Source organism: Cyclobacterium sediminis (assembly GCF_054781075.1).
In genome coordinates, this window is record NZ_BAAGVC010000011.1 from 174,354 (window position 1) to 187,998 (window position 13,645).

Sequence of the window (13,645 nt, forward strand, 5' to 3'; positions counted from 1 at the left end):
AATAATTTCTTCAATCATTCTGCCTTCATGCCAACACACAGCAAAGCACAAGACACCTTCCAGAAATCAATTGCCGTTCTTCCATTTGTAAACATGAGTTCGGATAAGGAAAACGAATATTTTTGTGATGGAATTACAGAGGAAATTATCAATGCATTGGCTAAAATTGATGGATTAAGGGTTACTTCAAGAACCTCATCATTTTATTTCAAAGGAAAGAATATTCCCATAAGCAATATAGGCCAAGAACTAGGAGTGGAAACCCTTTTGGAAGGAAGTGTACGCCTGTCAGGAAATTCCCTTCGAATTACAGCACAGCTAATTCAGGCTGATGAGGATTTTCACTTTTGGTCCGAAACTTGGGACAGAATGAGTGACAATATCTTTGCGGTGCAAGATGAAGTTAGCCTTATCATTGCTGAAAAATTACGAGAGCATTTTGGGCATTTTGAAATACAAGAGCAATTAGTAACCCAACAGACTGAAAGCCTGGATGCCTATACCCTGTATCTTAAAGGCCGTTATTACCTAAATAAATGGAATCCTGAAGATTGTAAAACAGCCATAGAATGTTTTAATCAAGCTTTGCGCATAGACCCCAACCATCCCAATTCTTTGACCGGATTGGCAGACAGCTATAGCTTCCTGGCCACCACAGGATTCATCTCTTATGAGGAAGGATGGGGACAATGTGCAGCATTGACCAATCAAGCCCTGGCCATAAACAACCAGTTGCCGGAAGCCTACTACCAACTGGCCAATCTATCATTTTTCACCGAAGCTGATTTCGAAAAGTCCTTTAATACGATAAAGAAAGGGTTGGGCATCAACCCAAACCATGTTGAATCTCAGCAATTTTTATCCTTCCTATACATATTGGCTGGACAGAATGAGGATTCAAAAAAACACCTGGACTTTGCCTTAAAGATTGATCCTCTTTCCCAGGAAACACAATTTTACAGCGCATATCTGGATTATATGCTAGAAAATTATCAAGAGGCCTTGGTCAAACTCCATAAATGCCTGGAAGTTAACCCAAAAAATATCCCCGCCCATACTGTCATCGCCAACAGCTTGATAATGTTAGGTGAAGCGGATCAAGTTATTGACTATTTTGACAAAATGCCTTCAGAAATTATAGTTCCTGCCGAGAAAGTTGGCAATATGGCCTTGGCCTATATACTGAAGGAAGACGAAAATCAGGCCCGGTCTAGCTTCCGGCTTTTGAATGAAATTTCAAAGCAAGAAGGTGGTTTTGCTGCAGAAGTCTATGTCTTACTCTACCATGTATATACCGGTCAATTTGAAAAAGCATTTGATTGGATGGTCAATGCCAAAGAAAATAAATATCCATTGTTGCTTCTCCGTTTTGCGGACCCCATGATGAATGCAATAAAAGCGGAACCAAGTTACCTTGAATTAAAGCATCAATTGTTTCCTCCGGCACTCTTTGATAAAAGAAGACTTGAGAAAACGAAAAAAGCGCTGCTAAATAATGCAACTGTAAAAGCTTTTAAAGACAAACTCACTTTTTTCATTGAAGAGAAAAAACTGTTTTTAAACCCGGATTTATCCCTACGTTCTCTGGCCGAGGAATTAGATATCCATCCCAATCAACTTTCGTGGATATTGAACGAAAGCATAGGCAAAAATTTCAACGCCTATATTAACCACTACCGTATTAAGGAGTTCAAACGTCTGGCCAAAGACCCTTCCAAAGCGCATATAACTGTAATTGGTCTGGCTTATGAAAGTGGATTCAATTCTAAAACTGTTTTTAACACCTATTTCAAGAAAGAAACCGGCCTTACTCCCAGACAATTTCTTAAAAACCTGAAAGTATAATCCTGTAACGCTAACAACTTTGTTCGGATTTGTAAACCCGAACAAGTGGATGATATCTGGAACTCAAAACTGCTTCATTTGTAAGACATTTGTTTTGTTAATCAACATAAACAAATAAAAAGATGAAAGCAGTAATTACAACAGGCTATGGATCCCCGGAGGTATTCAAACTAGATCAAGTGGCCAAGCCAAGCCCAAAAGCAAATGAAGTCCTTGTACGCATCCATGCCTCTTCGGTAACCAAAGCTGACTCCATGATGCGCACAGGTAAACCTTATATTGGGCGCCTATTTTTAGGACTTACCAAACCCAAAAATCCCATCTGGGGAAGTGGCTTCGCAGGAGTAATTGAAGCCGTTGGATCGGAAGTAAAAAGCTTCAAAAAGGGAGACAATGTATTTGGAGAAAACATCAACTCCTTTGGCACATATGCCCAATATGTAGCCATTCCCGAAGATGGTGTGATCAGCCACTTGCCTAAGTCCCTAAGTTTTGAAGAGGCTGCAGGCATATGTGATGGAGGTATTACCTCCCTAAATTTCTTGCAAAACATTGGGCATATCCATTCTGGACAAAAAATACTTATCAACGGAGGATCAGGAAGTCTGGGCACAGCAGCCATCCAAATTGCAAAATATTATGGTGCACATGTAACAGCAGTTTGCAGTACAGCCAACATAGAACTGGTTAGGTCATTGGGGGCAGACGAGGTCATTGACTATACTAAAACTGACTTTACCCAAAATAAAAATAGTTATGATTTGATTTATGATACGGTCGGTTCTAGGTCCTTTGAAGAATGTAAACATGCGCTGACAGAAAATGGCTGTTATGCTTCTCCTGTATTGGGAATGCCCTTAATTGGCCAAATGATGGTCACCTCCCTTTTTGGTAATAAAAAGGCAAAATTCTCTGCTACCGGTACTTTACCCAGGGAAGAAATCAAGCGACTATTGCAAATTCTACTTGACATCATTAAAGCAGGGCATTTCGTAGCCCCGGTTGACCGCAGCTATAATTTGGAACAAGTGGTAGAGGCCCACAGCTATGTAGATAAAGGCAGAAAGAAAGGCAATGTGGTTTTAAAGCCTTTTGCAATTACCTAATATTTATCACTTCATCATAAAGAAAAGCTTAAGCATGAAAAAGCAAACAATTTCAACCTATTCTCAATTGTTATTCGGACTCTTTGGAATCATTTCCTCATGTTCAGAAGATGGATTAATATCCACAACTCCCCCAAATCAAAAGCATATCACTGAAATCCCGGATGCGAATTTTGAAGAAAAATTAATTGAGTTGGGAATCGATAGTGACGGATTAATTAACCAAATGCTATTAACTGAAGACGCCAAGAATGTCAGTACATTGGTTTTAGATAGTGATCTTGGAACGCCTGAAGAAGAGAAAATAGCGAATCTTAAAGGTATTGAGGCTTTTGAAGAGCTGGTTTCCTTATCCGCTGGAAACAATTTATTAAGTGAAATTAATTTAGCAGCAAACCAAAAATTAACTTCATTGCACCTTGAAGCCAATTATCTTCAGACATTAGACATTAGTCATAACAAGCAATTGGAGGACATTAACCTTATCCTAAACAATCTTACTGAGATCAATGGATTAAATAATGCCGATCAATTGAAAACCTTAAACCTTTCATGGAATCTATTGGAAAGCCTTTCTATCAACATTCCGGGTTTAAATGGACTGAATGTGGAAAACAATAAATTAAAGGTGCTGGATGTGCAGGACTGCACTTCCTTAGAGACCATGATAGCCAAATTAAACGATCTTGAAAGCCTGGATCTCAGCACCAATACAAATTTGAAATATGTAACCTTATCGGCCAATCAATTAAAAGAACTGGATCTCACAAATAATATTAGCTTGGAAAAACTATGGCTTTCAAGCAATTCTCTTGAAGGGTTAGATGTCAGAAATCTCAACGGGCTAAACCTACTTGATATCAGCAAAAACACAAATTTAAGCTGTGTGAGAGTTGGCCAAAACCAAAATATTTTGACAATAGCCAAGCAGGACCACCAAGAACTTAGGACTAGCCCCTGTGATTGAGACCAATGTAAAGGGAATACGAGAAAACCGAATAACTGAATCAATTGAAAGGAAAGCTAATCTTCATTCATTGGAACCTTTACCATTTTACCATATATTTATTATATAAAGAATGAAAGAGCCAACTTTTTCAAACTAATAGAGCAAGACATTTCCGAAACCTTGGTATAAAATAAAGAAATCAAGAACCAATTTTGGCCTTAATAATGAGTTGCTTTTCTTCTTATTTATTTATAATTAAAACAAGCTTATGAAAATTAACCAGCTTAAATCAAGACCGGAAATCAATGATAATGCTAAACTTTTAAAGGTATACACCCAATTTGAAAGTCTTATTACTGTATTGGAAGGCCTTAGTTTGCCCGATAATATTGTTGATTCCATCAATCAATCCATCGAACAACTGAATATGACTTCAAATGATAGATTATTGAAAGAAACCAAAAAGGAACAAACAAAAATCATTAAGCTCATTGAAAAGCAATTAAAAATCGTTCCGATTAATCATTACCGCAATACCTGGATGGCTTTAGGGATGGTAGTTTTTGGTTTGCCACTGGGTTTAGCTTTTAGCACAAGTCTGGACAATATGGCATTTATAGGAATTGGATTACCAATAGGTATGGCCATCGGCCTTGCAGTAGGCACGGGTATGGATAAGAAAGCACAGGAAGAAGGCAGGCAACTCAATTTGGAAATAAAACCCTAAACCATCTTTATATTGGTTAATTAAAAAGAAAATAATTATAGAGAAGTAACAAAATGCATGTTAAGATTAAAAGACCAGGCAAATAAACATTCTATCCCTATCCATCTTAATCTGGAATATAAATGAAAAAACGGTAAATAAACAAAAATCATCTACCCTTCTCATTATAGATGATAATATAGCAACGGTCGCATCACCTTTGGAGAAGGAGGCAGTGCAGAGACGGAAACAGGAGATTCCATGGATAACTATTACCAACCAGTAGAAAAAAAGCACTGCTCCATTGGACAATTTTAAATATTAAGGCTTTTATTTTAGTAAATCTAACTCTCTGTGCAAAGCTACATTTGATCTGACAGAAATATTTTGTCTGTGGATTGAGAAAAATTCTTGCTCTAATAATTAAATGTATAGAACTTGAATAATAAAGTTACCCAATACCACTGCTTTTTATTCTATTTGGACGATGGTTTAATCTTTGATTTTGTTAAATTTAGTAAATCAATTTGGAATAAAATATCGCTAAAAAGTCCCGAATGATCCTGATTTTAAGAATTTTTCCGATTTTTATATTAACTATTTTAAGTTAATATAGACCGACTAACAAATTATAAAATGAAACTTAAATTAAAGCAAAAGCCTCTACATTTTATTACTCTTCTAGTAATAGCTACTTCCACCACCGGTTTCATTTCAAAAATTTTAAGTCAACATCAGTCAAGTTTCCACCCTAGTATAGAAGTAGAGGTACATCCTCAAAAACTAAGCAATTTTACATTAAAAGAGGGAGAATCGTACCAATTGGTAAATTCTTCTATCAAACAATTTTACACCATCAACTTTAAAGGAACAATTGAGAAGTTTGACACCTTAAGCATTGGAAAGGGAAGCGGAAGGTATCTTACAAGTAACTTAACTATCACACCGGACAGCATTATTTCCAGTCGGGTTACCAATGTTACCAATCGAAAAGCCATTAAACATGCACTTCCATTAAAAAATGAACTGAGTATTAAAATTGAAAGAGACTTAAGTTCAAGTACAATCACCATTATAAACGAGGGCGATACTTTAAGTTTCTCCTCAGACTTTATCGGGATGAATCATCCTTTTATTCACTCTTCTGGTACACAGGTAAAGGTTGATACATTTGAATTCATATGTGAGGACTACATTTCTGATGTATTTGTTTTTGGCGACAGCTATGTAAATAGTGCCAGTCCCGCCCGTTGGCCTTATTATACGCATGCTGCGGGATATCAATTTTTGTGTGATGGATTGCCTGGTGGACGATCTAAAGACTCCTTTGATTTTATAAATGCTGCTTTTTCTATTCACCAACCAAAATACGCGATTTGGTGTTTGGGCATGAACGATAAAAGTGATGAGGGAAGAATCCCCAACGAAGACTGGAAAAACTATGCGAAAAAGGTAATGGATCTCTGTGCCAAACACAATGTAACTTTGATTTTTTCTACGGTTCCTTCTGTAGAAAAAAGAAACAACAGAGGCAAGAATGATTTTATCAGGGCTTCAGGATATCGGTACATTGATTTTGACAAAGCTGTTTCTGATGGTGAAGGCAAATGGAAAGAAGGATTGTTGGCCAAGGATGGGGTACATCCTACAGAAAAAGGAGCGGAAGCAATGGCTGATAGGTTCCTATTGGATTTCCCTGAAATCAAAAATTACAATAGGTAAAAAAGTATAAGCCAAAAGAACAATGGATAAATATTTAGACGCAGCACCCGAAGCCGGCATGAGTTTTTTTAAGAACTTTAATGGAAAAGGAAAGATCGTGATGATGAACCTTCTGAGGTTTAGAGATAAGGCTGATTATGCCAATCTGGAATCCATAAAGCCTGCCAAGTCAATTTCCGGATCGGAAGCTTACCAACGCTATATGGACAAGACGCTCCCTTTGTTAAAAAAGGCGGGAAGTCGCATCATTTTTTACGGAGAATGTAATGCGTTCTTAATTGGACCCAATACTGAAAAATGGGATGCTATGTTATTGGTGGAACACGCATCAACGGCTGAATTTATAGCTTTTTCTCAAAACAAGGAATATTTGGCGCATGCCGGTCACAGGACTGCTGCTTTGGATGATTCAAGGTTATTACCCATTTCGGAAAGCAATCACTACGGCTGATTAACTATACTTTTAGCTACCCTCCTCTCAAACATTTCAATATAGGTCTTAAAAAAATTTATTGAGTGAATTATTAGCATTGATTTTGAGGCTATCAGCATTTAGCTAGTTAGTAAAAGGAACAATGAAATAAATGGCTAAAATAAAATTTCTAAAAAAATGAACGTTCATTCATTTTTCTCCGTTGGCTTGGTATTCAAATCGACAAATATGAGTAGCAATTCTAAATCAAATAACAAAAGAGAAGCCTTAGTAAAGGCTACAATTCAACTTGTCAACAACAATGGGTTTCATGCCACCCCCATGTCAAAGATTGCGAAAATGGCAGGAGTGTCTCCTGGTACCATCTATTTGTATTTTGAGAACAAACAGAATCTGGTCAATCAAGTTTACATTGAAGTAAAACGTTCATTTACCAGATTTGCTTTCAAGGACTATAAGGAAAGCACATCAATCCAAGGAGACTTTGAGAAAATATGGAAGAACATTGCAAGGTTTAAACTGAATGAAGTCGAGCAAGCCATGTTTTTGTCTCAATGCGACAATACGCCAATGATCGATGAACCAAGTCGTAAGGAAGGCTTAAAACACTTAAGTCCACTCTTGGAACTTTGGAAACGTGGCCAAGAAGAAGGCCTCATCCAACCGGTATCTCCTTATTTGCTTTATGCATTCAGTATTTATCCCATATCCTTTTTACTACAACAACGCGAAAGGTTTGAAATTAAACCTGAAAACATTAATGAAGCCTACGAAATGGCTTGGAACAGTATTAAAATTTAATTAACATGACTACTACAAAAACGATTAATTTAAAAAATAGGCCAAAAGGCAGTCCTTCAGTTAAAGATTTTGACTTTACAACAGCTAAAATCCCGGAATTGAAAGAAGGAGAGGTATTGTTAAGTACTAAATATGTCTCAGTGGATCCTTATTTAAGAGGTAGAATGAGTGATGCTCCTTCCTATGTCCCACCCTTTAAGCTAAACGAACCCATTTCGTCGGGAATTATTGCAGAAGTCTTGGAATCAAAAAGCGGAAATTTATCCAAAGGGGACAAAGTAATTGGCGCCTTACAATGGAAAGAAACACAAGTGGCCAAAGCCGAAAACCTTAGAAAAGTGGATCCTGATAAAGCTCCTCTTTCGGCCTATTTGGGAATAATTGGCATGACCGGGCTTACTGCTCTTCTTGGATTAAAGGAAATAGGAAAACCCAAAGAAGGCGAAACCTTGCTCGTATCCGGAGCGGCAGGTGCAGTGGGTTCTGTTGTGGGCCAAATTGGAAAAATCCTTGGACTTCGAGTAGTAGGTATTGCTGGTACGGATGAAAAAGTTGACCTGCTTAAATCTGATTTTGGATTTGACGAAGGGATCAATTACAATACTACCGATAATATGGTACAAGCCATAAAAGAAACTTGCCCCGATGGTATTGACATCTATTTTGATAATGTAGGTGGAGAAATATCAGATGCTGCACTTTTCAATATCAACAAATTTGCCAGAATTATTATCTGTGGGGCAATTTCTGTTTACAACAATACCGAGACCCCAAAAAGTCTAAGTGTGCAGCCTTTCCTCGTTAAAAAAAGTGCGCTCATGCAAGGTTTTATTGTAGCTGACTTTTCAGACAAACATGCCGAAGGGGTTCAGCAACTGGCCACATGGCTTCAAGAAGGAAAATTGCATTATAAAGAAACCATAATAGAAGGATTTGACAATATTCCACAAGCTTTTCTAGACTTATTTGAAGGGAAGAATAAAGGCAAGATGGTGGTGAAAATTTAAAAATTTCAAGCGCAATGAATGCTAATCTAGCCTAAACTTACGGCTGAATTCCCTCTGTATCCATATTAAAGAGGATTTAGGCTTTTTTATCAAAAAGGCTACTGAACTTTTATTAAAAAGACTAAGTTAATATTTCTTAGGTACTAGAAAGAAAGCCCTGGATCAAACCTAGGGCTTTTCTTTTGAAAATCTATTTATTATTTAGCTAGAGGTAATAATGATTGCCTAAATCGATATATAAATATCTATCCAATGTTTAGGCACCAAGGAAAGAGCAGGACCTTCAAACACAATTTACAAATTGCTACATTTTTATCATTTGTAGCTGGTATTGTCAATGTAAGCGGGTTTTTATCAATTAAACAATTGACTACCAATGTCACGGGGCACTTTGCTTTATTCATTAATGACCTTTCTAATTTTGAATTCTGGAAGGGTACCATCTATTTCTTATACATTTTCGCTTTTCTTTTTGGTTCATTTACATCAAGTTTCTTAATTGAGAATTTTCGAGAAAACAAGAAATTGAATGTCTTTGTATTACCCACAATCATCGAATGTATAATTCTGTTATCAATTGGCTTGATCAGTAATTTTATAGAAATCAGTCAACCGGATGTAATAGCCTGTTTGTTACTTTTTGCAATGGGTTTACAAAATTCATTTGTCACCAAAATTTCTAACGCCATTGTCAGAACTACTCATCTCACCGGCTTATTCACCGATTTGGGAATAGAGCTGTCTCAACTTCTTTTTCCAAAATCACATCCCAATAGAAAAAAAATAAAAAAGACAATCCTCCTCAGAGTTTCCATCATTTTGTTCTTTTTCGCAGGCGGACTATTAGGCGGTTTTCTTTATTCCAGAATTAATCTCAAATTAAACACTTTGATAATCGGAGTTTTAATTTTATTGGTCGGCCTATTTTATGATGATTTTAAGTATAGATTGATTATGACAAAAAGGAAATATCAGCAAAGAAAAATTAAGCGCTTGGCGGCCTAAATTTGTATCAGCAAAAGTAGATCGTCTATGATTATTATAAAGGATTAAATTGGTTTGCTAAAATCTTTTTTCTCTAGACAAATCTTTTTTAGGATGGTTTTTATTCTTGCATGCCTTTCAATAATTGGGGGATTTTATCTATAGAAAAACAAACCAACCGGTATTTTTATTCGTATGCCTATCCCATACAACAAGAATTAAAGCCCGAAAGAACCAAAACAATAATTTTAGAAAAGCATTTGAACTGTTTTATGAAGAAGGTTTTAAGTCCAGTAGTATTGATAGAATAGTCAAGGCGTCAAACCTTACCAAGGGGGCTTTTTACCACCATTTCAAAAGCAAGAAAGAATTAGGTTTAAAGGTTATAGAATTAAAAATTTAGGAAAGGATTAATCAAGGAATGATTGACCCATTAAATAGACCCGGAAATGCTTTAGATTTATTGAAGGATACTTTTTTTCACCGGATAAAATTATTCTCCCATTATGACAAAAAACATGGCTGCCCTTTCAATAATTTAATCAATGAGATAGGAGATCTAGAGCTTGCTTACCGCTTAGCGCTAAAAAAGATAATTGATGATTGGAAACAGGCCATTATCCGAACAATTGAAAAAGGTAAATACCATAAAAAAAAGTATTTCTAGTAAAGCGGTAGCTACTTATTTAATTCGTGCATTTGAGGGTGTTCGAGGCATTAGAAAACTCTATGACAATGACACAATACTAGCAGAATACTTATTAGGGCTTTCTTCATATTTAGACCATATGCAAGCCAATTAGTTTGGCCAAAAACCACTTATTTGCAATTGCCCAAATCCAACCCAAAAACTACTAAAACCACAAAAATGAAACTAGAAAACAAGGTAATCATTGTAACCGGCTCTTCGAAGGGGATAGGAAAAGAAATTGCACTACTATCGGCAGAAAATGGGGGGAAAGTGGTAGTGAATTTTTCTAGCAGCATATCGGATGCAGCTTCAGTAGTTGAGGCCATAAATAAAAATGGAGGGCAAGCCATGGCCATCAAAGCCGATGTAAGCAATAGAGAAGAAGTAACACAGCTTTTTGAACAGACCATCAAAGCTTACGGAAAGGTGGATGTTTTAGTGAATAATGCAGGGGTGATGATTTCCAAGACGATCAAGGACAACACACAGGAAGACTTTAGCAAGCAATTTGACATCAATGTAAGAGGTGTTTTCAACACCTTGCAAGAGGCTGAAAGAAAACTTTCAGACAATGGAAACATTATCAACCTCTCCTCAAGCACGGTTAAAATGATGTTTCCTACCTATGCTTTGTATTCAGGGACCAAGGCAGCAATAGAACAAATGACCCGTGTATTTTCCAAAGAAATCGGAAGAGGGATTTCAGTAAATGCTCTTGCACCAGGGCCAACAGAAACAGAACTTTTTTTAAAAGGAAAATCACCTGATTTAATAGAAAAATTAAAGGCAATGAATGCCTTCAATCGATTGGCCAAACCTAATGATATTGCTAAGGTTGTATTGTTTTTGGCAAGCGAGGACTCTAAATGGATTTCCGGTCAAGTCATTGGAGCAAATGGTGCTATGATATAACTTTAACAAATAATCAATGAAATTAAACCTACAAACACTTCTGATAATAACTGTGCTTTTCATGTCCTGTAAGGAGCAGAAGGGTTCAGATGAAAAGACTTCCTTTCAAAACAAAGGTCAGCAGTTAGTTTATGAAATGGTCCAAACAGTGGGGGATTATTCAAAATTGGCTGAAAAAAAAGACGTAATCTACACCTATCAATACCAAACACCGGATGGTAAAACAGATTTATCTTCAGAAAAGTACATTTTTGATGGTGAACTTTCTTATGGCGCATATGAGCAACATGAAAGAACGCTTCCGGAGTATGAAGGATTGATAGAACAAGGGTATGATGGTAAAGCCTATTGGCTTAGACATAAGGGAAATTATATCGATGACCTTGTCTCACTAAAAAGGGTGAAGTTTAATCGGCCAACAAATTTCTACTGGTTTACCATGTTCCAAAAATTGCTTGATCCCGGATTAACTTATGAATACTTGGGTGCAAAAAGCATTGAGGAACAGCGGTATGACATTGTCAAAATCTCATTTGACTCAAACAATGAAAAACCAACAGACATTTACCAGATTTATATCAATAAGGATACGAAATTGGTAGACCAGTTTCTATTTACTGTTGCTGAAGTTGGTGTGATAGACCAACCCTTGCTTATGAAGCTTAAATATGAAGAAATTGAAGGATTATTGATCCCCACACAAAGGATTTATAAGGGGTCAAATTGGGAAGCAGAAGTCACAGACGCCCCATGGATTAAGGTAAATTGGTCCAATATCCAATTTAATAATGGCTTAAGTAGGTCAATTTTTGAGAAGTAGTATCTCATAAAAGCTTTAATAAAAAGGGCTATTTGGAGTAAAATACCAAGTAGCCTTTTTCTTGTATATTAATCTAAACTTATTGTTTTGGTGAAACCAAAGAATTGGTTTCCGGCACTGTTTTTTTATGCTCCCATGTTTGAAAAAGTATAGGGAAATAAAATACAGTTATTAATCAAATCAGTAAATCCCCCTATTGATTGGCCTCTTCAATATGCTTTTGAAGTAGGGCTTTTAATTTGGCTTTCCTTTCCTTGTAGGCTACATTTTGGCTTAAATTAACCAATTCCCCTGGATCTTGCTCAAGATCAATCAGCATTTCATCCCCATTGTCATAAAGGGTATATTTAATATTATCTCCTCTTATCATAAAGCCCAATTCATTTTCCATAAACAAATATCTGCGAGAATAATAATCTGATTTTTGATCTTTTAAAAGCGGAGCAAAAGACAGTCCCGGCAGGTGACCGAGACTGGAAATACCGGCTAAATCGCACAAGGTGGGATAAAGGTCTAAACCAGTGGAAATCATGTTTTCTTTGTCTACTGATTGCCCATTGGCCATGCCCTTGTACCACACCACCAAAGGAACATTTGCGGACTCCTCATAAAAAACAGTCTTGTGCTCCAGCCTGTGAGAACCACTCATCTCCCCATGATCTGAGGTAAATATCACAATGGTATTGTCAGCAAAAAGTGAAGCTTCCAAAGCATCCAAGACCATTCCAATTTGGACATCTACGCTTTCGGTCAGCCTATGATAGGCATACCTGTGCATGCGCCAGTCCTTTTCTGTCCAATGTTCCCTTGCGTCTATTGTAAAGGAATGCAGTTCCTTTAAATCATAAATCGCACGAGGTTCATCCGAAGTAGGTTCAAAATTAGCCGGGAGAGGAGGTACGTATTTTGCCATAAAATCATCTTCATCAATGGAATCAGGAATGGCAATCGCTTCAAGTAAAGGAACCGGAACATCAGCAGGAGGCCTGTTATTCGGAGGGAATTGCCTAATGGCCTCATAGCAAATGTCATGCGGGTTGATAAAATTCAAAGCAAGAAGAAAGGGTTTATCTGAAGTCCTATTGGTTAACAATTCAACACTTTCCGCAGCCAGCTGATCTCTTTCATCTTTTGAAATAAAAGTCTCAAAACCATAAGGTTTAACCTCTTTTTTTGCTCCGGGAAGGTGGGATTTCCCACCGTAAAAGGTTTCATAGCCCGCTTTGGCAAAGGCATTCCCCATGGCCTTGGGAATTATTTCCTGAAGTGCCGCAATATCTAGTTTACTTGCATTGTGTCGCATATTTATTGCGGAAGGATATTGTCCGGTAAACAAGCTAAAGCGGGAAGGAGAACAAACCGGGTTGGTAACATAGGCTTTTTCAAACCTCAATCCTTTATTGGCCAGCTTATCCATATTTGGCGTTTTAAGCCATTCATTTCCTGCTGCGCCCATCATTTTGGCGTTTTGCTGATCCGTTATAATAATCAGAATATTTGGTTTTTCACTTTGTGCCTGCACAACAGTGGTGGTCAAACACAACACCAACCATACAATACTTTTTTTCATATGCGATTATACTTAATAAAATGTTAGCCTTAGAAAAAACTTTCGGAAATTAATTACTATGTGGGGATAAACTATTACCGAGGGTTAAATCATCGACTA

General features: G+C 37.0%; 14 protein-coding genes. 13 read left to right on the forward strand and 1 reads right to left on the reverse strand.

The features are described from left to right. Positions 1 to 27: 27 nt before the first annotated feature. The 13 genes from ACYVHJ_RS13730 (at position 28) to ACYVHJ_RS13790 (ending at position 11,976) form a co-directional block, all read left to right on the forward strand. Positions 28 to 1,845: a helix-turn-helix domain-containing protein gene (locus ACYVHJ_RS13730; protein ID WP_460515672.1), complete on the forward strand. Its 1,818-nt coding sequence runs from the start codon at positions 28 to 30 to the stop codon at positions 1,843 to 1,845. 122 nt (positions 1,846 to 1,967) lie between these two features. Beyond that, the gene (locus tag ACYVHJ_RS13735; RefSeq protein ID WP_339903243.1) at positions 1,968 to 2,951 is read left to right on the forward strand and encodes an NAD(P)-dependent alcohol dehydrogenase; all 984 of its coding nucleotides are present in this window, start codon (positions 1,968 to 1,970) and stop codon (positions 2,949 to 2,951) included. A 34-nt stretch (positions 2,952 to 2,985) separates the two neighbouring features. Further along, the gene (locus ACYVHJ_RS13740) at positions 2,986 to 3,918 is read left to right on the forward strand and encodes a leucine-rich repeat domain-containing protein (protein WP_460515675.1); all 933 of its coding nucleotides are present in this window, start codon (positions 2,986 to 2,988) and stop codon (positions 3,916 to 3,918) included. Positions 3,919 to 4,168: 250 nt separating this feature from the next. Continuing rightward, on the forward strand, positions 4,169 to 4,627 hold the full coding sequence (locus ACYVHJ_RS13745) for a hypothetical protein (protein ID WP_339903241.1): 459 nt from the start codon (positions 4,169 to 4,171) through the stop codon (positions 4,625 to 4,627). A gap of 615 nt (positions 4,628 to 5,242) precedes the next feature. Further along, positions 5,243 to 6,328 (forward strand): SGNH/GDSL hydrolase family protein, encoded by a 1,086-nt coding sequence (locus ACYVHJ_RS13750; protein ID WP_460515677.1) that lies wholly within the window; start codon positions 5,243 to 5,245, stop codon positions 6,326 to 6,328. Between the two features lie 22 nt (positions 6,329 to 6,350). Then, positions 6,351 to 6,779, forward strand: a complete 429-nt coding sequence (locus tag ACYVHJ_RS13755) for a DUF1330 domain-containing protein (RefSeq protein WP_460515678.1) — start codon at positions 6,351 to 6,353, stop codon at positions 6,777 to 6,779. Positions 6,780 to 6,938: 159 nt separating this feature from the next. Then, the gene (locus tag ACYVHJ_RS13760) at positions 6,939 to 7,562 is read left to right on the forward strand and encodes a TetR/AcrR family transcriptional regulator (RefSeq protein WP_460515680.1); all 624 of its coding nucleotides are present in this window, start codon (positions 6,939 to 6,941) and stop codon (positions 7,560 to 7,562) included. Positions 7,563 to 7,567: 5 nt separating this feature from the next. Continuing rightward, on the forward strand, positions 7,568 to 8,569 hold the full coding sequence (locus tag ACYVHJ_RS13765) for an NADP-dependent oxidoreductase (protein WP_460515682.1): 1,002 nt from the start codon (positions 7,568 to 7,570) through the stop codon (positions 8,567 to 8,569). 252 nt (positions 8,570 to 8,821) lie between these two features. Next, positions 8,822 to 9,574, forward strand: a complete 753-nt coding sequence (locus tag ACYVHJ_RS13770; RefSeq protein WP_460515684.1) for a YoaK family protein — start codon at positions 8,822 to 8,824, stop codon at positions 9,572 to 9,574. Between the two features lie 124 nt (positions 9,575 to 9,698). Continuing rightward, positions 9,699 to 9,956, forward strand: a complete 258-nt coding sequence (locus tag ACYVHJ_RS13775) for a TetR/AcrR family transcriptional regulator (protein WP_460515686.1) — start codon at positions 9,699 to 9,701, stop codon at positions 9,954 to 9,956. Between the two features lie 18 nt (positions 9,957 to 9,974). After that, positions 9,975 to 10,220, forward strand: coding sequence for a TetR family transcriptional regulator C-terminal domain-containing protein (locus ACYVHJ_RS13780; protein WP_460515688.1), 246 nt, complete (start codon positions 9,975 to 9,977; stop codon positions 10,218 to 10,220). Between the two features lie 201 nt (positions 10,221 to 10,421). Next, complete coding sequence (locus tag ACYVHJ_RS13785) at positions 10,422 to 11,156, forward strand: SDR family oxidoreductase (protein ID WP_460515690.1); 735 nt, start codon at positions 10,422 to 10,424, stop codon at positions 11,154 to 11,156. A gap of 16 nt (positions 11,157 to 11,172) precedes the next feature. Next, positions 11,173 to 11,976, forward strand: coding sequence for a hypothetical protein (locus ACYVHJ_RS13790; RefSeq protein ID WP_460515692.1), 804 nt, complete (start codon positions 11,173 to 11,175; stop codon positions 11,974 to 11,976). A gap of 193 nt (positions 11,977 to 12,169) precedes the next feature. On the opposite strand, the gene ACYVHJ_RS13795 is transcribed toward ACYVHJ_RS13790, so the two are convergent. Continuing rightward, positions 12,170 to 13,546 (reverse strand): sulfatase family protein, encoded by a 1,377-nt coding sequence (locus ACYVHJ_RS13795; RefSeq protein ID WP_460515694.1) that lies wholly within the window; start codon positions 13,544 to 13,546, stop codon positions 12,170 to 12,172. Between the last annotated feature and the right edge of the window lie 99 nt (positions 13,547 to 13,645).